The organism is Sulfitobacter sp. TBRI5 (assembly GCF_051013555.1).
Lineage (GTDB): Bacteria > Pseudomonadota > Alphaproteobacteria > Rhodobacterales > Rhodobacteraceae > JL08.
On sequence record NZ_CP112884.1, the window covers coordinates 944425 to 965028 of the forward strand.

Sequence of the window (20604 nt, forward strand, 5' to 3'; positions counted from 1 at the left end):
GCAGCCTGATGGCGCTGTTTCAGGGTTTCGGATGATCGTCGTATTCGTCGCTTAGAATCCGGCGGCTGTCACCTTCGGGGTCATCATACTGGTTTGAGCGGACGGTATAGACAAAGGCCAAGAGGCCGATCGCCCCAAGGATCAGCGAAATCGGGATCAGAAAGGTCAGCACATCCATCAGCTGTCACCGCAAGCGCAACGCGTTGAGCGACACTGTAATCGAGGATGTGGACATCGCCAAGGCCGCCACCAGCGGCGTGGCCAACCCGATTACCGCGATCGGCACAGCAATGACATTGTAGAGGGTTGCAATCCGAAAGTTTTCGCGAATGCGCGCTGTCGCCTTGCGAGCCACGGACAGCGCATCAGCGATCGGCTCAAGATCGCTGCCCAGAAGAACGATATCTGACGCCACGCGCGCCGCATCCAGCGCCGACGCCGGCGAGATCGAGACATGCGCGGCAGCCAGTGCCGCCGTGTCGTTCAGACCATCGCCAACCATCAGGACCTTCTTGCCCTGCGCGCTTAGCGCGGCAACGGCGGCGGATTTGTCCTGCGGCAAAGCCTCGGCGCGCCAGTCTGTGATGCCCAGTTGCCGGGCCAGATTTTCCACTGCCAACGGGCTGTCGCCCGACATCATGACCACGTCCAGCCCCGCCTTTTGCAGGGCGGCCACGGCAGATGCCGCGCCGGATCGCGGACGATCCGAAAATTCGAAGGGCACAGCCGTTTGATCCCCGATCTGCAGGAAGGTCGACGTTACGGCGGCAGGCGCCGCACCCACCCATGCGGCGCGTCCCAGCCGCACCACCTTGTCGTCCAGCATCGCCTTGGTACCATAGCCCGGCACTTCGACAATGCGGGTCAGCGTGGCGGGGGTAATTCCAGCGGCGCGGGCGGCGCGGGCCAGCGCAATTGACAGCGGATGCGATGACGCCTCGGCCAGGGCCAGTGCAACGGCTGCGTGCTGCGGGTCGATTGCATCCAGATTGGTCAGCACCGGCGTGCCTTCGGTCAGGGTGCCGGTCTTGTCGAAGACTACGGCATCCACCTCGGCCAGACGTTCCAGCGCGGTGGCGTGTTTGATCAGCAACCCCTTGCGAAACAGTCGCCCCGATGCGGCCGTGGTGACGGCCGGCACGGCAAGGCCCAGCGCGCAGGGGCAGGTGATGATCAGAACAGCCGCCGCGATGTTCAGCGCCATGCGCAGATCGCCCGACCACAACAGCCAGCCCAGAAAAGACAGCGCCGACAGGATATGAACACCCGGCGCGTAGAGTTTGGCCGCCGCATCCGCCAGAGAGGTATAGCGCGACCGCCCACTTTCGGCGATGGCGACCAGATCGGCCATGCGGTGCAGCGATGTATCCTGTCCCACCGCTGTCGCGCGAATGGTCAGCGGGCCGGTCAGGTTCACCTCGCCGGCGCTGACGCTTTGGCCGGGTTCGGCAAAGACCGGCACGGTTTCGCCGGTCAGCAAGGAGCGGTCCAGTTCGGACCGTCCGGTTTCGATGATCCCGTCCACCGGCATCCGCCCGCCGGGACGGACCAGCACCAGATCACCCAGCGCCAGTTCAGCAACCTGGACTTCGGCGCTGGTGCCGTCACTGGCAACGCGCCAAGCGCGCGGCACTTCTAGTGCGGCCAGTTCCTGCGCCGCAGAACGGGCAACCGCACGTGTGCGATGATCCAGATAGCGCCCCGCCAGCAGGAAAAACGTCAGCGTCAGGGCCGCATCGAAATAGGCGTGATGCCCTGACAGCGATGTTTCCCAAAGCGATGTCGCCAGCGCCAGCAGGATCGCCAGCGTGATCGGCACATCCATATTCAGCCGCCCGACAGACAGGGCGGCCCATGCGTTGCGGAAAAACGGCTGGCCACAAAACGCGATGGCCGGCAGGGTGATCGCCGCCGATATCCAGTGGAACAGATCGCGCGTGGCGTCTTCGGCCCCTGACCAGACAGCCACCGACAGCAGCATGACATTCATCGATGCAAAGCCGGCCACCGCCAGCCGCATCAGCAATTCGCGCCCGGCCCGATCATTCTGGGTGGCTTGCAACGCGGCGGTATCCAACTCGTGTGCTTCAAACCCGATACCATCCAGCACGGCGACCAGATCGTCTGCCGATACATCCGGAGCGGCATCCACCAGCGCGCGTTTCAGCGTCAGGTTCACCCGCGCGCTGCGCACACCCGGCACGGCATCCAATGCGCGTTCGACCTTGGAAATGCAGGCCTGACAGTGAATTGTCGGCAGCGACAGCGCAAGGCGTCCGGTTTCGGGTACAGGTGCCTCGACCATCTGGGCGGGGGCCGCGATGCAACCGGGACAGGCCGCGCCAGAGCTTTGCAGAACCGCCGCCATTTTCCTAGCGTTTCACATGCAGGACAACGCGCTGCGAAAACGGCGTGCCGTCCGGCGCCATTGCTGTCATGCGGATGTTCCAGTTTCCAGCCCCCAGTTCGACCGGCGCAACATAGGCGGTGCCGTCAAATTCAAATGCCGGCGAGACATCGTCTTTCACATGGGTGGCGCGACCCAGAACCGCCTCAAGCGATTGTACTTGAACTGGCGCGCCGGACGCATCGGTGATCGCAAGAATAACCAGCCCGCCGACGGCATCGGCACGCACATCCCAGCCCAGCGCGGTTTGCGCATCGCGGCGTTCATCGAAATTCTGGCTGGCAACGTAAGAGTTTTTGACCTCGAGCCCGGGAAAGGTTTTGACCGCGCTGTAGGCCAGTGCGAGGTTGACCAGTATGATCACGGTAAAGGCCGAGACGACGACAATGGCCATATGGCGACCGGTGAATTCACGTGTCATTTGCATCAGTTTCTCGCTTGTCCGTTAAAGACGGAATCGGCATAGGCCCGATCCCCGTTGCTCAGATCCTCGACCCAGAACCGGAATTCGGTTCTGTCCGATGTTGTCGGTACCGATCCGGAAGGTGAAATCACATAGACCCGCTGCAATTTCTGTGTATCGGCAGCCACTTCGACCGACCCGTAAGGTGTGCCTTCCAGCTGAACGCGCAACGTGGGGTCGCCCTTGACGAATATACTGTACTGGCTGCTGGTCCCGCTTTTGTTCAGAATCCGCACATCATATGTGTTGCGGATCGACCCGTCAGACAGGGTCACAAAGGTGGGGTTGCGTACGGGGGCCACTGTCATTTCGATATCCTGACGGATAAACAGCGCAAACACCAACGCAAAGCCGACGATCGACCAGAGGCTGGTATACATGATCGTGCGCGGGCGTAGGATGTGTTTCCAGATATTCTTGGGCGGCTGGCCTTCGCGTTCGCGCGGTTCATCGCTAAGCGCCATGTAATCGATCAGGCCGCGCGGCTTGCCGGTTTTTTCCATGATTTCGTCACAGGCATCAATGCACAGTGCGCAGGTGATACACTCTAGCTGCTGACCGTCGCGAATATCGATTCCCACGGGGCAGACGTTGACGCAGGCCATGCAGTCAATGCAGTCCCCCTGCGGCGCGCCGGCCTTGACCTCTTCGGAATGCTTGCGCGGTTCTCCGCGCCACGGACGATAGCCCACGACAAGTGTGTCTTCGTCCATCATCGCTGCCTGAATACGCGGCCACGGGCAGGCATAGATACAGATTTGTTCGCGCGCAAAACCGCCAAAGAAAAAGGTTGTCGCGGTCAGGAATGCCACGGTTGTGTAGGCAATCGGGTGCGCGTTCAGCGTGAACAGGTCTACAAACAGGGTGGGCGCGTCGGCGAAATAGAACACCCACGCCCCACCCGTCGCAACCGCAATCAACAGCCACGCGATCCACTTGGTCATGTTCAGGCGGAACTTGCGGAAATCCATCTTTTTCTGACGGTGCAGGCGCAGGCGCGCGTTGCGGTCGCCTTCGATCCAGCGTTCGACCAGCATGAACAGGTCGGTCCACACCGTTTGCGGGCAGGCATAGCCGCACCAGACGCGGCCCAGCGCGGATGTGAACAGGAACAGGCCCAGACCGGCCATGATCAGAAGGCCGGCGACGAAATAGAATTCATGCGGCCAGATCTCGATCCAGAAAAAATAGAACCGGCGGTTTGCCATATCCAGCAGAACCGCCTGATCGGGCAGGGTTGCACCCCTGTCCCAGCGAATCCACGGGGTGATGTAATAAATGCCCAGAGTAACCGCCATGATCACCCATTTCAGATTGCGAAAGTTGCCCGAAACCCGCTTTGGAAAAATTGGTTCGCGGGCGGCGTAAAGGCTGGGGGCGGGGTCGGTACTGCTCACGTGAGGGAATCCCGTTCGTTAGAATCTTGCCATGCTTGTCACATAGGAATGACATTCCAACTTTGACATGGGTCAAAAAGCGCATTGTACAGTCATCTTTTGTCGCAGGGGGCAGCCCGCGCCCGTAACGATGGCCTCTAGCCCGTTTCCGCAACCTGGCGGCGCAGCCAAGTTACAAAGGTTTTTACGGCAGGGCGCAGCACACCGGGGCGGGTGACGATATGGTATCCGCCGCCGGAACGGCCCTGAAACAAGACCCGCAAACGCCCCGCGTCCAGATCGTTCTGCACGAATTTCTGCACCGTCACGATCACCCCCTGCCCGTCGCGCGCACCATCCAGCATGAAATTGCCCGGCAACTGGATGCGCCCCTTGATCGCGTCGGGTGATATGCCGTGCGATTCCAGCCAGCGGCTGCTTTCGGAAATGCCGTATTCGTCCAGCCATGGAAACGCGGCCAGATCCGCAGGGTAATTGATCTCGCGTCCGGCGATCAGGCTTTCTGCGGCAACGATCACCATGGGGGAATCAAACAGCGGAACAGAATCGAGCCCCGCCCATGTGCCTGCCCCGTAGCGCAACGCCACATCAATGCCGCCCGGTTCCAGCGTCACAAGCTTTGAGGACGGGTTCAGCATCAGATCGATATCAGGATGGGCGGCGCGGAATTCGGATAGGCGTGGCAGCAGCCACGCCGATGTCAGCATAGGTGTCGAAGAGATATGAACAGGGCGGGCCTGATCAGCCTGTGTGATGTCGCGCAGCGCGCTTTCGATGGCCCCAAAGCCCAACGCAAGCGCATCGGCCAGCTGCTGCCCCTGCGCCGTCATCGCCAGCGCCCGCCCCGAACGATCCAGCAACGTGGCACCCAGATGGGTTTCCAGATTGCGCAATTGCTGGCTGATAGCAGCATGGCTTACATTCAGTGCATCACCTGCCGCCGTAATGTTTCCGGCCTCGGCATAAGCTGCAAAGGCACGCAAACCTGAAAGGGGTGGCATTTCACGCCAGTTCATATGTAATCCTGACTTACATAACAGAATTCTTCCTGAGTCGCATTTTTGAAGCGGATGATCAAGTATCGGGGCAGAGGAAACACTGCAAAAGGATCAATCCAATGCTGAACATTTATGCCCAAAGTTTCATGACCGCGACCCGAACCAACACCGTAAACGTGCGCGATGTACGCCCAGCGGCCACACCCCCCAAACGCCGCTGGCTGCCCAGCGGACACTGGTGGGTTTCGCCGTTCAGGAAAATCGACCTGGACAGCCTCTGATGCAGGCGCGCGCGGTTCTCGCGTGGCCCGGCCCGGGCCGCGCGGCATTTACCCATTATCTGAAATGGGCGGCCTCTGTCGTTCAGATCATGGGGTACTCCGCCACCGCGTTCGGATGGACCCCGATGAACATCTATCTGTTCGTCGTTGGTCTGGTCGGATGGCTTTCGGTCGGGATCCTGTGGCGGGATCGCGCGATCATCCTGATCCATGTTGTCGCGCTGGCGGCGATGCTGATCGGGCTGGCGGGATCATAAGACATCGCGGCCCGGAACACCGGACCGCGATATTTCAGAACGTCTGAACTGGCAAAGCGGCACCGGCTTTGCAGGAAACGCGCGAACAGATCGCAAAGCCGGTGCCGGACCCTGCAGATCGCCGAAGGACAATCCGCAGGTATCAGGATCGCAAGGGCGTTATTCGCCGCCCCCGCGAGAGTGTACATAGGTTGCCACAGCGCGGATCTGCGCCTCGCTCAGACGATCCGACCAGGGCGGCATCACGCCGAACCGGCTATAGGCGACGGTTTCAACCAGCGTGTCGTGATCGCCGCCATAAAGCCAGATGGCGTCGGTCAGGTTGGGCGCGCCCTGTTCGCGGTCGCCCATGCCGTTTTCACCGTGGCACGACGAACAATTGTCCTCGTAAATCACAGCGCCGGCTTCGACCATGCTGGCATCCATCGGCGTTCCGCCGGAAATGGACGTCACAAAGTTAACCACCTGTTCGATCTCTTCAGGCTCCAGAATGTCGCCAAAAGCAGGCATTTCCGACCAGCGTGCATCGTCGTCATCCTCGTTGCGGATACCGTGACGGATCGTGGTGGTGATGGCTTCGATATCGCCACCCCAAAGCCATTCATCATCCAGCAGGTTGGGATAGCCCGATGCCTGAACCCCTGCGCCGCCCGATCCGTGGCACTGTGCGCACCACGTGCGGAAGACCGCGCCACCGGCCTGGATCGCATAGTTTTCCAGTTCCGGATTGCCGGGAATGTCGGCAATATCAACGCTGGCAAGCCGCGTGTTGATCGCCTCGTTCGCTTCGGTCACCGCTGCGATGTCCTTGGCCACTTCGGCGCGGGTGGAATAACCCAGAACGCCTGCCGTTGCCTTGGACACCATCGGCCATGCCGGATAGGCGATGGTGTATGCGATGCCCCAGATGATCGTGGCATAGAAGGTCCACAGCCACCAGCGCGGCATTGGATTGTCGAATTCTTCGATCCCGTCCCAAGTGTGACCTGTGGTGTCCGGATCGTCGTCGAATTTTTTGGATGGTTTACTCATGGCCGCGCCTCCTTTTCTTTGGATGTGGCGGGTTTATCTTCATGACGGAAGGGGATGTTGGCCGTGTCCTTGTACGTGGCGGTGCTGCCCGGGCGGAACACCCAAATAACAACCCCGACAAAAACGGTGAACAACAGCAAAAGCATCCAGCTATCGGCGAATTCGCGTAACAGAGAATAGGTTTCCATTGGCTGTTCCCCCTTACCGGCTTGCTTCGGGTGTGAAGGTCGAAAAGTCGACCAGCGTGCCCAACATCTGCAGATAGGCAATCAGCGCATCCGCTTCGGAAATTCCGGCACTGCCATCGAAATTGCGCACCTGCGCATTGGCATACCGTTCCTGCAACCCGTCATAGTCACTGTCGGGATCGGCCTGGGCCTCGAAATCCGCCGCAGCGTTTTCGATCATCTCGTCAGTATAGGGCACACCGACCAGCGCATGGGTCGACATCAATTCCGCCACATATTCCGGCTCGATCATCTTGCGCTCGAGGAAGCCGTATTTCGGCATCACGGATTCCGGCACCACCGATTGCGGGTCACGCAGGTGATCCACGTGCCAGTCATCCGAATAACGTCCGCCAACCCGCGCCAGATCCGGCCCGGTCCGTTTGGAACCCCACTGGAACGGGTGGTCGTACATGGATTCCGCCGCCAGTGAATAGTGACCATAGCGTTCAACCTCGTCCCGCATGGGACGGATCATCTGGCTGTGGCACACATAGCACCCTTCACGGATATAGATGTCGCGACCGGTCAGCTCCAGCGGGGTGTAGGGGCGCATGCCCTCTACTTCCTCGATGGTGTTTTCCAGCCAGAACAGTGGGGCGATCTGTACGATCCCCCCGATGGTCACGACCAGAAAGCTGAAGATCAGCAACAGGGTCGCGTTGGTCTCGAGGATTTTATGTTTGTCGAGAATTGCCATTTTGTCTGGCCTCCTTATTCGGCCGGAACGGCTGTGGACAGGCTGGCCTCTTTGGCCGGGCTGCCTTTCACAGTCATCCACAAGTTATAGCACATGATCAGCGCCCCACCGAGGAACATGACCCCGCCAAGACCGCGCACCACATACATCGGGAATTTCGCAGCCACGGTATCGGCGAACGAGTTCACGAGGAATCCGTTGGCATCCACTTCACGCCACATCAGGCCTTCCATGATACCTGTCACCCACATCGACGCCGCGTAAAGAACGATACCGATTGTAGCGAGCCAGAAGTGCCAGCTGACCAGAGACAGCGAATAGAGACGCTCGCGTTTCCAAAGCACCGGCACCAGATAGTACAGCGCGCCAAAGGTGATCATACCGTTCCAGCCCAAAGCGCCGGAATGCACGTGACCGATGGTCCAGTCTGTATAGTGGCTCAGGCTGTTGACCGCACGGATCGACATCATCGGACCTTCAAAGGTCGACATGCCGTAGAACCCGATCGAGATCACCATCATGCGGATCACCGGATCGGTGCGCAGCTTGTCCCATGCGCCGGACAGCGTCATCAGGCCGTTGATCATACCACCCCAGCTGGGCATCCACAGCACGATCGAGAACACCATACCAAGGGTCGAGGCCCAATCCGGCAACGCGGTGTAGTGCAGGTGGTGCGGACCGGCCCAGATATAAAGGAAGATCAGCGCCCAGAAGTGGATGATCGACAGTTTATAACTGAACACCGGGCGTTCGGCCTGTTTCGGCACGAAATAGTACATCATACCCAAAAAGCCGGCTGTCAGGAAAAAGCCCACGGCGTTGTGGCCATACCACCACTGCACCATCGCATCCTGCACGCCGCTGAACACCTGTACCGATTTGGAGCCCCAGATCGACACCGGAATGCTGATGTTGTTGACAACATGCAGCATCGCCACCGTTACGATAAACGCAAGGTAGAACCAGTTGGCCACGTAGATATGCGGCTCTTTCCGTTTGACCAGGGTGCCCAGGAACACGCCCAGATAGGCCACCCAGACGATGGTCAGCCACAGATCGACATACCATTCAGGCTCTGCATATTCCTTGGATTGGGTTCCGCCCAGCAAATAACCGGTTGCGGCCAGCACGATAAACAGCTGGTAGCCCCAGAACACGAACCACGCCAGATTGCCGCCCCAAAGCCGCGCCGCGCTGGTGCGCTGCACAACAAAGAATGACGTTGCGATCAGGGCGTTGCCGCCAAACGCAAAGATAACCGCTGACGTGTGCAGCGGCCGCAGGCGACCAAAGTTGCCATAGCCTTGCAGCACGTCCAGATTAAGCGCCGGAAAGGCTAGCTGAAAGGCAATGACAACACCAACCAGGAAGCCGACGACCCCCCATAGTGCCGTGGCAATAACCCCCGCCCTTACAACACCGTCCATGTATTCGTTGGCCGGTGCAGGCACCATCGCTTCGCCGGTTTGGCGCAACGTGTGCAAAAACAGACCGCCTGCCACCAACATGATGATAACGGCGTGCACCTGGTACGCCACATCGCGCGCATAATTGGTCGCGATCATCGCAAACAGCGTGACCAGACCAAGCGCTACAAGCTTGATATAATTCGACATCCTTCGTCCCTTCGTCATGTCGTTCGCGATTCGTCGTCGCGAAAAACGGATTTAGACTGGGGGTGTTTTGGGCCGAACGCCGCGCTGGTGCCTTGATCTGCATCAACACTGTGCCGCATTCGTATTGATCCGAGTCAAGGTAGCACACGCGCGGGCGCACTAGGGTCGAATCATAAAGCCAACAAAGGAGAGGTCCATGAGCTACAAATCGCTTTTGACCGTACTGACGGATACGCAGCTTTTGAACGAACCGCTGGATCAGGCCATTGCGCTTGCCGGTACAGAAGACGCCCATATCGATGTCGTGTCGCTGGGCGTGGATCGCAGCCAGGTCGGGTATTATTATGCCGGCGCCAATGCGATGATCCTGCAGGAAACCATTACCCGCGCCCAGAACGAAGCAGAAGAACTGGATGCGCTGGCCCGCAAAAAGCTGAAACAGGCCGATGTGCGCTGGGCCAGCGATACGGCTGTGGCCGCGTTGGCCGATCTGGGCCGCCATGTGGCATTGCCCGCACGGTTTTCCGATCTGGTGATCCTGCCACAGCCCTATGGCAACGATCAGGGCCCCGAGGTTGAAGCCGTGGTCGAGGCTGCGTTGTTCGAAGGTCGCGCCCCGGTTCTTGTTGTACCGATGGACAAAGCGCCGTTCACAACGCCCAAACGCATCGTGGTCGGCTGGAACCAAAGCGCCGAAGCCCTTGTGGCCATCCGCGCGGCCCTGCCATTGCTCAAGGCGGCGGATGCCGTCCATATCGTGGTGATCGATCCCCCCGCCCACGGGCAGGACCGGTCCGATCCCGGCGGCCCGCTGTCACAGATGCTGTCGCGTCATGGCGTTCATTGTGAGATTGACGTGCTGAGCAAGACCATGCCGCGGGTATCGGACATTCTGAACCGGCATGTCACCGATGTGGACGCCGATATGGTGGTGATGGGCGCTTATGGCCATTCCCGCCTGCGAGAAGCGATCCTTGGTGGTGCCACCCGCTATATGCTGGAACAGGCCAAGGTGCCGGTATTCATGGCCCATTGACGGTTCACGGCGCGTATCCGTTATGGTGCGCGCCGTTCCATCGATCAGGCCAGCATACCGCCATCGCTGTCATCCCCGGCCTCGTCCATCAGACGCGACATATCCGGCACGGTGACATGGCGCTTGCCTTCCAGAAGGATCACGCCTTCTTTTTTCAGTGCCGACATCTGGCGGCTGACCGTTTCCAGCGTCAGACCCAGATAATCGGCCATCGCCTCGCGGGTCAGCGGCAGGTCGAACACCAAAGGACCATCGGTCCCGACCAGTTTCAGTGTGGCGTCGCGGCGGGCAATGATGCTCAGCAGGCTGGCGATCTTTTCGCGCGCGGTCTTGCGCCCCAGCACCAGCATCCATTCGCGGGCTGCATCCAGTTCATCCAGCGTCATTTCCAGCAAACGATGTGCGATATGCGGCGTGGTCTGGATCATGTCCTCGAACGGTTTCTTGCGGAAACAGCACATCACCAGATCGGTTGTCGCAATCACATTATAGGCGGATCCCTCACGCCCCGGACGCCCGACAAAATCAGACGGCAGCAACAGGCCCACCATCTGGGTGCGGCCGTCTTCCATGGTCTGGGTCAGCGTCGCGATGCCGCTGACAACCGACGCAACGAATTCCATACGGTCGCCGGCCCAGATAATGGTTTGTCCGGCCTCGTATGACCGGTAATATTTCATGCCTTCCAGACGTTCCAGTTCGTCGGATTCGCACCGCGCGCAGACAGCCCGATGCCGGATCGGGCAGCCGCTGCATTCCTGCGGCAATTCATTCAACTGCGTTGTCTTCAGCTGGGGCATATTCTGTTCGCGCTTGATTTAGGTCAAAGAAGTACCGGATTTGTATCTTCTAAGGTATTTGCATGGAAACAAAAACACAATTGGCCAAGCTGGGTCTTTTTGACGCGAAAGTGCCACGCTATACCAGCTATCCGACAGCACCCCATTTCAGCACCGAAGTGGGGGCTGATCATTTCAGCAGCTGGATCCGCGCCATTTCGCCCGGGGCCTCCGTATCGCTATACATCCACGTGCCGTTTTGCCGCCGTCTTTGCTGGTTTTGCGCCTGCCGCACCCAGGGCACACAAAGCGACAGACCGGTGATGGCCTATCTGGACACGCTGAAATCGGAACTTGCCCTGCTGAAACGTGAATTGCCGCAGGGTGTAACGCTGAACCGTCTGCACTGGGGCGGGGGCACACCCACCTTGCTGTCGCCTTCCATGATGCAGGATCTGGCCGGTACGATTTTCGATGTCGCCCCGCTGGGGGAAAGTGCCGAATTCTCGGTTGAAATCGATCCCAACGAAATCGACGAAGCGCGGCTTGATGTGTTGGCCGCGTCGGGCATGAACCGCGCCTCGATCGGGGTGCAGGATTTCGACGAGGAAATCCAGCAGACGATCGGGCGCATTCAGGGCTATGACGTGACCCGCGATGCCGCGATCATGATCCGCGAACGCGGCGTGGCCAGCCTGAACGCGGATATCCTGTTCGGCCTGCCGCACCAGAGCCAGGAACGCATGACAACTTCGGTTCAGAAACTTCTGTCGCTCAATCCCGACCGGGTCGCACTTTATGGCTATGCTCATGTGCCGTGGATGGCGCGCCGCCAGTCGATGATCCCATCCGAGGCCCTGCCCACCCCCGCCGAACGGCTCGACCTGTTCGAAACCGCACGCCGCCTGTTCCTGTGGGACAATTACGAAGAAATCGGCATTGATCACTTCGCCACACAATCAGACGGGCTCAGCTTTGCGAAAAAGGCCGGCACCTTGCGGCGCAACTTTCAGGGCTACACCGATGACACCTCAGACGTTCTGATCGGCGTCGGCGCATCCTCGATCTCGAAATTTCCGCAAGGGTATGCCCAGAACGCGCCCGCGACCTCGGCCCATACCGGCGCGATTCGAGACGGGCGGTTTTCCACCGCACGCGGCCATGTGTTCAGCGAAGACGACAGATTGCGCGCGCGCATGATCGAGGCATTGATGTGCGATTTCCGCGTTGATCTGGCCGATATCACCAACCGGTTCGGTGTTGCCCAGACCCAGGTGATGCAGATGCTGGACGGTATTGCCACGCAGTTTCCCGATATGGTCAACGTCGATGAAACCGGCCTGTTTGTGCCACCGAAAGCGCGCGCGCTGACGCGGATGATGGCACGCAGTCTGGATGCCTATGATCTCAGCAAGGCAGGGCACAGTTCGGCCATCTGATCGCGGCACACGGGCTTCGGCTTCATTTGTCCGGAAATACTCAAAAACACGGCGCTGGCACCATGCAGTGCCACCGTTTTTCTCGCGCTTATCGCGCGGCGTTCATCAATGCCTTGGTATAATCGGTCTGCGGGTGTTCAAACAACGCTTCGGCATCGCCGTATTCCACGACGTCGCCCTGTTTCATCACCATCACCTTGTGTGACATCGCGCGCACCACGTTCAGGTCATGGCTGATGAACAGATAGGCCAGCCCGTATTTGGCCTGAAGATTGCGCAACAGATCGACAATCTGCACCTGTACCGTCATATCCAGCGCCGATGTCGGCTCGTCCAGAACCAGCAGTTTCGGGCGCAGCACCATGGCGCGTGCGATGGCGATGCGCTGGCGCTGCCCGCCGGAAAACTCGTGCGGGTACCGGTCCATTGATGCCGGATCAAGGCCGGTTTCCACCATCACCTCGGCCACCAGTTCGCGCGGGGCCCGCGCCGGATCGACCTTGTGAATGGCCAGCCCTTCGGAGATGATCTGCGCGCAGGTCATGCGCGGGCTCAGCGATCCGAACGGATCCTGAAACACGATCTGCATGTCCTTGCGCAAACGGCGCAATTCGCGCGTCGACCACTGGCGCACGTCCTGATCCATGAACGTGATGCCACCCTCAGAGGCGATCAGCCGCATCAGGCCAAGCGCCAGCGTGGTCTTTCCCGACCCGCTTTCGCCGACAATGCCAACAGTTTCGCCCGCGCGCACGGAAATGCTGGCATCGTTCACCGCCTTGATATGACCTACCGTGCGTTTCAACAGGCCGCGGTGGATCGGAAACCACACTTTCAGATGCTCGGTCCGGGCGATTTCGGGGGCATCCTCGGGCACCGGGCCGGGCTGGCCCACAGCATGGGCCCCCAACAGTTTGATCGTGTAGGGGTGTTGGGGGTTCTCGAAAATCTGCGCCGTCGGGCCTGTTTCGACGATTTCACCGTCTTTCATCACGCAGACGCGGTCTGCAATGCGCCGCACGATGCCCAGATCGTGGGTGATGAACAAAAGGCCCATGCCTTCGCTGTCTTTCAGCTCTTTCAGCAGGTCCAGAATCTGTGCCTGAATGGTCACGTCCAGCGCTGTGGTCGGTTCATCCGCTATCAGAACATCGGGTTTGTTGGCCAGCGCCATCGCGATCATCACGCGCTGGCGTTGCCCGCCAGACAACTGGTGCGGGTAGGCACCCAGGCGGCTTTCAGGGTCGCGTATACCAACCTTGGTCAGCAACTCGACAATCCGGTCACGCGCCGCCTGCCCGCTTAAGCCCTGATGCAGGGCAAGCGATTCCGTCAACTGCCGTTCCAGCGTGTGCAGCGGGTTCAGCGATGTCATGGGTTCCTGAAAGATGAAACTGATGTCGTTGCCGCGCACCTTGCGCAACAGCGCCTCGTCTGCACCGATCATCTGCTGCCCGTCATAGGTAACCGATCCGCCGACACGCGCACTGTCGCCCAGCAGGGATACAGTACTGAGTGCCGTAACTGATTTACCCGACCCGCTTTCGCCCACAAGGGCCACGGTTTCGCCCCGCTCCAGCGCAAAGCTGACACCGCGCACCGCTTTGGTTTCTGCCCCGTCCTGACGGAACGAAACGGTCAGGTTCTGCACATCCAGCAAGGCCGTCATGTAAATGTCTTTCGCGGATCAAAGGCATCGCGGATGCCTTCAAATATGAACACCAGCAATGACAGCATCACCGCAAAGACCGTAAAGGCGGTAAAGGCCAGCCACGGGGCCTGCAGGTTCTGTTTGGCCTGCAATGTCAGTTCGCCCAAAGATGGCGAGGAAGCGGGCAAGCCGAAGCCCAGATAATCAAGGCTGGCCAGCGTGGCGATGGTGCCGGTGACGATAAAGGGCAGCATGGTCAGCGTGGCCACCATCGCGTTCGGCAGCATATGACGGAACATGATCGTCACGTTGCCCACGCCCAGCGCCTTGGCCGCGCGCACATACTCCAGATTGCGCGCCCGCAGGAATTCGGCGCGCACCACACCCACCAGACTGGTCCAGCTGAACAGCACCAGCAGGAACACCAGCAGCCAAAAACTTCGCCCCAGCACCGCGAACATGATGATGATCACATAAAGCGATGGGGTTGATGACCAGATTTCAATGATCCGCTGGAACACCAGATCCAGCCAACCGCCGAAATATCCCTGCACCGCGCCCGCCGCGATCCCGATCAGGGATGCGGCCGCCGTGACCATCAGGGTAAACAGGATCGACAGGCGGAACCCGTGGATCACCCGCGCCAGCACGTCGCGTTTCGTGTCATCCGTGCCCAGCCAGTTTTCCGCGTTGGGCGGCAACGGGGCCGCGCCTGGCCGGTCCACGGCGGTTTTGTAGGAATAGGGAATGGGCGGCCAGATGGCCCAGCCTTTTTCGATCGCTTCCCCGTCTACAACACCGTCTGCTGCGTCCTCGATCGTGGCTTCGGGATCATCCAGACATATTTCCAGCCCGCCGGTTTCGATCAGGCAGGCCACTTCGGGATCGCGATAGATCGCCTCGGTCTGGAAATCGCCGCCAAATTCGGTTTCGGGATAGAATTTGAACACCGGCATGTAGAAATCGCCGCGATAGGACACGAGGATCGGTTTGTCGTTGGCGATAAATTCGGCAAACAGCGACAGGCCGAACAGCACCGAAAAGATCATCAGCGACCAAAAGGCGCGCCGGTTGCGTTTGAAGTTGCGCCAGCGGCGCTGGTTCAGCGGAGAAAGAGCCATTATCCCTCGCGCCGTTCGAAATCGATGCGCGGGTCCACCAGAACATACATGATGTCCGAAAGGATTCCGACGACCAGTGAAATCAGGCCAAAGATGAACAACGTGCCGAAGATGACCGGATAGTCGCGCGCCACCGCGGCCTCAAACCCAAGCCGGCCAAGCCCGTCGAGCGAAAAGATCGTTTCAATGATCAGCGATCCGGCAAAGAACACACCGATAAACACCGCCGGAAACCCGGCGATCACGATCAGCATCGCATTCCGGAACACATGCCCGTAAAGAACCTGCCGTTCCGACAGGCCCTTGGCGCGGGCGGTCATGACATAGTGTTTCTTGATCTCGTCCAGAAAACTGTTCTTGGTCAGCAGGGTCAGCGTGGCAAAGGCCGATATGGTCGATGCCAGCACCGGCAGCGTGATGTGCCATGCGTAATCAACAACCTTGCCCCATGTCGACAGTTCGGAAAAATTATCCGATGTCAGGCCGCGCAGCGGAAATATCTGCCAGTATGACCCACCTGCCAGCAGCACCAGCAGCAGAATGGCAAACAGAAACCCGGGGATCGCATAGGCCACGATGATCGCGCCGCTGGTCCATGTGTCAAAAGGTGTGCCGTCTTTCACCGCCTTGCGGATGCCCAGCGGGATCGACACCAGATAGGCAATGATCGTCGACCACAGGCCAAGGGTGATCGACACGGGCAGCTTTTCGATGACCAGATCAATCACACTGATTGATCTGAAATAGCTTTGCCCGAAATCCAGCCGCAGGTAATTCCACAGCATGTTGCCGAACCGCTCCAGCGGCGGCTTGTCAAATCCGAATTCCTTTTCCAGTTGTTCAATGAACTCGGGCGGCAGCCCCCGCGCCCCCACGTATTTTTCGCTGGCGGCAAAATCTGTGGCGCCTGCATCGCCTGCGCCACCCCCGGTAAACCCGCCGAACACATCGCCTTCGCCCTGCGCGCGCGCAATCGCCTGTTCCACAGGCCCGCCCGGCACAAACTGGGTCAGCGTGAAATTCACCAGCATGATGCCGAACAGTGTCGGAATGATCAGCAGTAACCTGCGAAGAATATAGGCGCCCATGTGGCTGTACTTACCGCAGCGCGCCGGCGGCCTTCAAGGCAGCGGCCTTGTCGGCATTGAACCACCAGAAATCCAGTTGGCCCAGCGCATAGGGTGGCAGTGGTTCGGGATGTTCGTACTGATCGTAATAGGCCACCCAATAGCTGTCATTGTACCACACCGGGATCATGAAGAATTCATAGCGCAACGCCCGGTCCAGTGCGCGCAAAGACGCCTGTTCCTCTTCGCTGCTTTGCGCCTGCAAAGACGCCTGTATGATCGCATCGACCATCGGGCTGGCAAGACCGGCGGGGTTGAATAACGACACGGCGGCATCTTCGGACCCGTAGCGTTGCATCAATCCGGTGCCGGTGCCCAGAAACGATGCGTAGCTGTCGAACACCAGATCATAATCGCGGTCGCGTTCGCGCAGCGTGTATTGTGCAGGGTCGACCTTTTCCAGAACCGCATCCAGCCCCATGGCCGTCAGATTGGACATGAAATTTTCGATCACGCCACTTAACGTGCCATCCGAAGCCGTATTGAACAGCAAGGTCACGCGCAGCGGGCGGCCCGACGCATCGCGCCGCTTTCCGTCACTGCCCACGGCCCATCCCGCCTCGTCCAGCATCTTCATCGCAGTGCGCAGATTGCGCCGGTCGACAAGACGGTCGGCCTTGGACGTATGCGGCATCACAGCAGGTTCCGTCAGCAGTTCGGACGGAATGATATCGCCCAGCGATTGCAGAAACGCCAGTTCATCGCCTTCGGGTACACCGGTTGCCATCAATGGCGTATCCTGTGTGAATGACGCACGCTGTTTGAACAGCCCGTATTGCAGGGATTCGTTGGTCCATTCAAAGTTGAATCCCAGAGCAATCGCCTGACGCACCCGTTTGTCCTTCAGCACATCACGCCCCAGATTGAACACGATACCGGACGGCGTGGGTGGTGTGCCGTCAGGCAGTTCTTTCTTGACCACCTCGCCTTTGGCGACACGCGGAAAATCGTAGGACGTGGCCCATTTTTTGGAATCGCCCTCGGTGCGGAATGTGTATTCCCCCGCCTTGAAACCTTCGAACGCGGATGTGTCATCGCCGAAATATTCGATGCGGATGCGATCAAAATTATTGCGGCCCACATTGAACGGCAGATCGTTGCCCCAGTAATCGGGGTTGCGTTTGTAAACGATGCGACGGTTGATATCGACGCTTTCGATCATGTAGGGGCCTGACCCCGGCGATGTTTCCATGCGGCTTTCATCCAGCCGCGCGCCGGTGTCTTCGAACCATTTTTTCGACCAGACCGGCACACCGCCCACCTGATCAATCAGGCTACGGCGCGAAATGTCTTCTGTGAAATAGAACTTGATCGTGTGGTCATCCAGCACTTCGGCCTTGGGAATACGCTTTTTCACCGCTGCCGCATATGAGGGCAGGCCCTGTTCCAGCAGCAGGTTGTGGCTGAACAACACGTCATGCGCCGTGACAGGCGTGCCATCGGAAAACCGCGCCTCTTTGCGCATGTAGAATATCACCCAGTCCTTGCTGGCCGGATATTCCAGCCGTTCGGCCAGCAGCCCGTATCCTTCACCGTAAGTATCGGCAGGTACGGCCGCGCCTGACGGTCCGTCGCCCAAAAGGCTTTCGTACATCATCCAGCTTAGCTGCCCACGCCGGCCCTTGCGCGAATAGGGGTTCATCGAATCAAACGTGCCCAGCGCGGCAAAGGAAATCTCGCCGCCTTTAGGCGCATCGGGGTTCACGTAGTCAAAATGCGTGTAATCCGCCGGATAGGTTAGATCACCGTAAAACGAATAGCCGTGGGATATGATGATATCGTCACTTTGCGCGGCCACCTGTTTGCCCCAGATCACCAACACCGCCAGCATAATCCCCGCCGTCAGAAACGCCCTTGCACGAATATCGGGCAGGGCTTTGGCGCGAGCGCGGGATCGGGTCATGGGGATATCCTTTGTCCTGTCGGGTGGTCGCAGCTTGCCTGCGTTATCATCTATCTAAGCTAAAGGGCGCGATTGCCAATATTCAAGACCCAAGGCGCGCGATACAAGCGGATTTGACCGGATGCGGCACATGCCAATGAAAAAGGCCGCCCTTGCATCTGCAAAAGCGGCCCAAATTCTGTCTGATCCGGTGATCAGTTGTCCAGACTGTCAAGATAGGCGATCAGATCGGCCCGGTCCTGAGGCTTTTTCAAACCGGCAAATGCCATAGTCGTTCCGGGCGCGTAATCTTTGGGCTTTTCAAGAAACCCGTCCAGATTTTCCGGGGTCCAGGCACCGTCCATGCTGGCCAGCACGTCGGAATAGCCAAATCCTTCGGCAGCTGCTTTTTCACGGCCAACCACACCGTAAAGGTAGGGGCCAGTACCGTTTGCGCCCTGCTCCAGCTTGTGGCATGCGCTGCACTTTCTGAATACGCCAGCGCCTTTTTCGATATCGGCAGACGCCATCAGCTCATCAAAGCTGGGTCCGGCTTCTTCGGCTTCGCCGCCTTCATCATCGCCGGTTTCAATCACATAGGATTGTTCATGGTGGCCATGATCCCCGTAAAGGATATCAGCCGCCCATTTGCCCAGAAGAAAGATCAGAAGAGCCGCACAAAGGCCGCCGGCGATTTTAGTGAACGTCATCGTGTCGAGCATTGATCCGCATTCCATAAACTGCTTTTGCGCGTATCTATTGCTTCCCCTTGGCTGTGGCAAGGTGTAGTTACCGCGACCAAACGCCCACCGGTCAGTTTCCGGTGCGCGATTGCACAGGAAAGAGGGCAGGATGACCCATAAAATCGCATTTCAGGGAGAACCCGGCGCCTATTCACACGAGGCATGCCGCAACGCACGCCCCGATATGGAAGCGTTGCCCTGCCGTACATTCGAAGATGCGATTTCTGCCGTATCCACAGGTGCGGCGGAACTGGCGATGCTGCCGGTCGAAAATTCGACCTACGGGCGGGTGGCCGACATTCATTCCCTTTTGCCGCAATCCGGGCTGCACATCATCGAAGAGGCATTCGTGCGGGTGCACATCAACCTTCTGGCCTTGCCGGGTACTAAACTGGCCGACGTCAAAAGCGCGATGAGCCATACCGTATTGCTGGGCCAGTGCCGCAAATTTCTGGAAGAACACGGTATCCACCGTGTCACCGGCGCGGATACGGCCGGGTCGGCGAAACAGGTGGCTTTGGCGAGCGATCCGACAATGGGTGCGCTGGCGTCAGAACTGGCAGGCGATATCTACGGGCTGGACGTTCTGGCCCGTCATATCGAGGATCAGGGCAACAACACCACCCGGTTCCTGATCATGTCGCGCACGGCAGATACATCGCGGCGCGGCAAACACGGTATGATCACCAGTTTCGTTTTTCAGGTGCGCAACATTCCCGCCGCCCTTTACAAGGCGATGGGCGGCTTTGCGACGAACGGCGTCAACATGACCAAACTGGAAAGCTATATGGTAGGCGGGTCGTTTACCGCGACCCAGTTTTACGCCGATATCGAAGGCCATCCCGATGATCCCAACGTCAAACTGGCGCTGGACGAACTGGATTACTTTACCGACATGCTTGAGATTCTGGGCGTCTATCCGGCAGACCCGGGACGGCACTGACTAGAACGGGCGAACCGGCGCGGCGTTACGGTCTTCGATGACCTTGGCATATTCGGCCACCCGCTGCTTGAACCGCAGTGTCAGGTTTGACTTGGCCAATTTCAGCGATTGCACCAGCAACCGCGCCGACAGGTTCTTGGGCTTTAGTTCCAGCGCCACGGACAGCCGTGTGCGCCCGCGTGACAGCGCCATCAGATCCATCGACAACGCGCCTTCGATGCCTGCCGATTTTGACTGGAACAACAGGCAATCGGGCCGGTTATACTCGACCAGCGTGATTTCCAGATCGCGCGGTTTACCCCGCATCGTAAACGCCGCTTTCCACTGCATGCCAACCGCAGGGCCGGTCAGCGCATCAACACGGCGCACATCCGCCCCGCGACGCAACGCATTGCGTTCATAAACGTCGAAATCCGATAGCATTTCGAACACCTGATCAATCGGTGCGTCGATATCTTCTCTGGTCGAAAATTTCATAGCCCGCCCGGTGGTGTATCAAACT

General features: G+C 59.0%; 21 protein-coding genes. 5 read left to right on the forward strand and 16 right to left on the reverse strand.

Annotated features, from left to right (window positions below; translation table 11 throughout):
- Window positions 1–19: 19 nt before the first annotated feature.
- From ccoS to OLX72_RS04910, 5 genes are all read right to left on the reverse strand, one after another.
- The gene (gene ccoS, locus OLX72_RS04890; RefSeq protein WP_114868678.1) at window positions 20–178 is read right to left on the reverse strand and encodes a cbb3-type cytochrome oxidase assembly protein CcoS; all 159 of its coding nucleotides are present in this window, start codon (window positions 176–178) and stop codon (window positions 20–22) included.
- 6 nt (window positions 179–184) lie between these two features.
- Entirely contained in the window at window positions 185–2368 is a 2184-nt protein-coding gene (locus tag OLX72_RS04895) for a heavy metal translocating P-type ATPase (protein WP_114868677.1), read from the reverse strand.
- Window positions 2369–2372: 4 nt separating this feature from the next.
- Window positions 2373–2828: a FixH family protein gene (locus OLX72_RS04900; RefSeq protein WP_114872042.1), complete on the reverse strand. Its 456-nt coding sequence runs from the start codon at window positions 2826–2828 to the stop codon at window positions 2373–2375.
- A 5-nt stretch (window positions 2829–2833) separates the two neighbouring features.
- A complete protein-coding gene (gene ccoG, locus OLX72_RS04905; RefSeq protein WP_433989944.1) occupies window positions 2834–4267 on the reverse strand; it encodes a cytochrome c oxidase accessory protein CcoG in 1434 nt (477 codons plus the stop codon).
- A 137-nt stretch (window positions 4268–4404) separates the two neighbouring features.
- Window positions 4405–5283 (reverse strand): LysR family transcriptional regulator, encoded by an 879-nt coding sequence (locus OLX72_RS04910; RefSeq protein WP_114868675.1) that lies wholly within the window; start codon window positions 5281–5283, stop codon window positions 4405–4407.
- Between the two features lie 101 nt (window positions 5284–5384).
- On the opposite strand from OLX72_RS04910, the gene OLX72_RS04915 reads away from it, so the two are divergent.
- Both OLX72_RS04915 and OLX72_RS04920 read left to right on the forward strand, forming a co-directional pair.
- Complete coding sequence (locus tag OLX72_RS04915; RefSeq protein ID WP_162797873.1) at window positions 5385–5546, forward strand: hypothetical protein; 162 nt, start codon at window positions 5385–5387, stop codon at window positions 5544–5546.
- A complete protein-coding gene (locus OLX72_RS04920; RefSeq protein ID WP_114868674.1) occupies window positions 5546–5803 on the forward strand; it encodes a DUF6552 family protein in 258 nt (85 codons plus the stop codon). Before OLX72_RS04915 ends, OLX72_RS04920 begins: the two co-directional genes overlap by 1 nt.
- Window positions 5804–5962: 159 nt before the next feature.
- Here OLX72_RS04920 and ccoP read toward each other — a convergent pair whose 3' ends face one another.
- Genes ccoP through ccoN form a run of 4 tightly spaced genes read right to left on the reverse strand, consistent with a single transcriptional unit; the run spans window position 5963 to window position 9381 of the window.
- Window positions 5963–6835 (reverse strand): cytochrome-c oxidase, cbb3-type subunit III, encoded by an 873-nt coding sequence (gene ccoP, locus OLX72_RS04925; RefSeq protein WP_433989945.1) that lies wholly within the window; start codon window positions 6833–6835, stop codon window positions 5963–5965.
- On the reverse strand, window positions 6832–7023 hold the full coding sequence (locus tag OLX72_RS04930) for a cbb3-type cytochrome c oxidase subunit 3 (protein WP_114868672.1): 192 nt from the start codon (window positions 7021–7023) through the stop codon (window positions 6832–6834). Before OLX72_RS04930 ends, ccoP begins: the two co-directional genes overlap by 4 nt.
- Before the next feature lie 13 nt (window positions 7024–7036).
- The gene (ccoO, locus tag OLX72_RS04935) at window positions 7037–7762 is read right to left on the reverse strand and encodes a cytochrome-c oxidase, cbb3-type subunit II (protein ID WP_114868671.1); all 726 of its coding nucleotides are present in this window, start codon (window positions 7760–7762) and stop codon (window positions 7037–7039) included.
- Between the two features lie 14 nt (window positions 7763–7776).
- Window positions 7777–9381 carry a cytochrome-c oxidase, cbb3-type subunit I gene (gene ccoN, locus OLX72_RS04940; protein ID WP_114868670.1) on the reverse strand — a complete coding sequence of 535 codons (1605 nt, stop codon included), beginning with the start codon at window positions 9379–9381 and terminating at the stop codon, window positions 7777–7779.
- A 196-nt stretch (window positions 9382–9577) separates the two neighbouring features.
- Between ccoN and OLX72_RS04945 the strand changes: the two genes are divergently transcribed.
- The gene (locus tag OLX72_RS04945; RefSeq protein ID WP_114868669.1) at window positions 9578–10417 is read left to right on the forward strand and encodes a universal stress protein; all 840 of its coding nucleotides are present in this window, start codon (window positions 9578–9580) and stop codon (window positions 10415–10417) included.
- Between the two features lie 44 nt (window positions 10418–10461).
- Here the strand turns inward: OLX72_RS04945 and fnrL are convergent, their stop codons facing one another.
- Window positions 10462–11217, reverse strand: a complete 756-nt coding sequence (fnrL, locus tag OLX72_RS04950) for a transcriptional regulator FnrL (protein WP_114868668.1) — start codon at window positions 11215–11217, stop codon at window positions 10462–10464.
- 62 nt (window positions 11218–11279) lie between these two features.
- Here fnrL and hemN point away from each other — a divergent pair, with 62 nt between their 5' ends.
- A complete protein-coding gene (gene hemN, locus OLX72_RS04955) occupies window positions 11280–12635 on the forward strand; it encodes an oxygen-independent coproporphyrinogen III oxidase (protein ID WP_433989946.1) in 1356 nt (451 codons plus the stop codon).
- Between the two features lie 88 nt (window positions 12636–12723).
- On the opposite strand, the gene OLX72_RS04960 is transcribed toward hemN, so the two are convergent.
- From OLX72_RS04960 to OLX72_RS04980, 5 genes are all read right to left on the reverse strand, one after another.
- Window positions 12724–14304 (reverse strand): ABC transporter ATP-binding protein, encoded by a 1581-nt coding sequence (locus tag OLX72_RS04960; protein ID WP_114868666.1) that lies wholly within the window; start codon window positions 14302–14304, stop codon window positions 12724–12726.
- On the reverse strand, window positions 14301–15407 hold the full coding sequence (locus OLX72_RS04965; protein ID WP_433989947.1) for an ABC transporter permease: 1107 nt from the start codon (window positions 15405–15407) through the stop codon (window positions 14301–14303). Before OLX72_RS04965 ends, OLX72_RS04960 begins: the two co-directional genes overlap by 4 nt.
- Entirely contained in the window at window positions 15407–16495 is a 1089-nt protein-coding gene (locus OLX72_RS04970; RefSeq protein WP_114868664.1) for a microcin C ABC transporter permease YejB, read from the reverse strand. Before OLX72_RS04970 ends, OLX72_RS04965 begins: the two co-directional genes overlap by 1 nt.
- A gap of 10 nt (window positions 16496–16505) precedes the next feature.
- Window positions 16506–18437 (reverse strand): extracellular solute-binding protein, encoded by a 1932-nt coding sequence (locus OLX72_RS04975; protein WP_433989948.1) that lies wholly within the window; start codon window positions 18435–18437, stop codon window positions 16506–16508.
- Between the two features lie 194 nt (window positions 18438–18631).
- The gene (locus OLX72_RS04980) at window positions 18632–19138 is read right to left on the reverse strand and encodes a c-type cytochrome (protein WP_114872041.1); all 507 of its coding nucleotides are present in this window, start codon (window positions 19136–19138) and stop codon (window positions 18632–18634) included.
- 130 nt (window positions 19139–19268) lie between these two features.
- Here OLX72_RS04980 and OLX72_RS04985 point away from each other — a divergent pair, with 130 nt between their 5' ends.
- Complete coding sequence (locus OLX72_RS04985; protein WP_114868662.1) at window positions 19269–20102, forward strand: prephenate dehydratase; 834 nt, start codon at window positions 19269–19271, stop codon at window positions 20100–20102.
- Here the strand turns inward: OLX72_RS04985 and OLX72_RS04990 are convergent, their stop codons facing one another.
- Entirely contained in the window at window positions 20103–20579 is a 477-nt protein-coding gene (locus tag OLX72_RS04990; protein WP_114868661.1) for an SRPBCC family protein, read from the reverse strand. It abuts the gene before it with no gap.
- Window positions 20580–20604 lie beyond the last annotated feature (25 nt).

Coding starts and splice junctions, on each gene's coding strand:
- OLX72_RS04975 (WP_433989948.1), bottom strand. CDS start 18,437: ATGACCCGATCCCGCGCTCGCGCCAAAGCCCTGCCCGATATTCGTGCA.
- OLX72_RS04990 (WP_114868661.1), bottom strand. CDS start 20,579: ATGAAATTTTCGACCAGAGAAGATATCGACGCACCGATTGATCAGGTG.
- OLX72_RS04970 (WP_114868664.1), bottom strand. CDS start 16,495: ATGGGCGCCTATATTCTTCGCAGGTTACTGCTGATCATTCCGACACTG.
- OLX72_RS04980 (WP_114872041.1), bottom strand. CDS start 19,138: ATGCTCGACACGATGACGTTCACTAAAATCGCCGGCGGCCTTTGTGCG.
- OLX72_RS04920 (WP_114868674.1), top strand. CDS start 5,546: ATGCAGGCGCGCGCGGTTCTCGCGTGGCCCGGCCCGGGCCGCGCGGCA.
- OLX72_RS04915 (WP_162797873.1), top strand. CDS start 5,385: ATGCTGAACATTTATGCCCAAAGTTTCATGACCGCGACCCGAACCAAC.
- OLX72_RS04965 (WP_433989947.1), bottom strand. CDS start 15,407: ATGGCTCTTTCTCCGCTGAACCAGCGCCGCTGGCGCAACTTCAAACGC.
- hemN (WP_433989946.1), top strand. CDS start 11,280: ATGGAAACAAAAACACAATTGGCCAAGCTGGGTCTTTTTGACGCGAAA.
- ccoS (WP_114868678.1), bottom strand. CDS start 178: ATGGATGTGCTGACCTTTCTGATCCCGATTTCGCTGATCCTTGGGGCG.
- ccoO (WP_114868671.1), bottom strand. CDS start 7,762: ATGGCAATTCTCGACAAACATAAAATCCTCGAGACCAACGCGACCCTG.
- OLX72_RS04985 (WP_114868662.1), top strand. CDS start 19,269: ATGACCCATAAAATCGCATTTCAGGGAGAACCCGGCGCCTATTCACAC.
- ccoN (WP_114868670.1), bottom strand. CDS start 9,381: ATGTCGAATTATATCAAGCTTGTAGCGCTTGGTCTGGTCACGCTGTTT.
- OLX72_RS04900 (WP_114872042.1), bottom strand. CDS start 2,828: ATGACACGTGAATTCACCGGTCGCCATATGGCCATTGTCGTCGTCTCG.
- OLX72_RS04945 (WP_114868669.1), top strand. CDS start 9,578: ATGAGCTACAAATCGCTTTTGACCGTACTGACGGATACGCAGCTTTTG.
- fnrL (WP_114868668.1), bottom strand. CDS start 11,217: ATGCCCCAGCTGAAGACAACGCAGTTGAATGAATTGCCGCAGGAATGC.
- OLX72_RS04895 (WP_114868677.1), bottom strand. CDS start 2,368: ATGGCGGCGGTTCTGCAAAGCTCTGGCGCGGCCTGTCCCGGTTGCATC.
- OLX72_RS04930 (WP_114868672.1), bottom strand. CDS start 7,023: ATGGAAACCTATTCTCTGTTACGCGAATTCGCCGATAGCTGGATGCTT.
- OLX72_RS04960 (WP_114868666.1), bottom strand. CDS start 14,304: ATGACGGCCTTGCTGGATGTGCAGAACCTGACCGTTTCGTTCCGTCAG.
- ccoP (WP_433989945.1), bottom strand. CDS start 6,835: ATGAGTAAACCATCCAAAAAATTCGACGACGATCCGGACACCACAGGT.
- OLX72_RS04910 (WP_114868675.1), bottom strand. CDS start 5,283: ATGAACTGGCGTGAAATGCCACCCCTTTCAGGTTTGCGTGCCTTTGCA.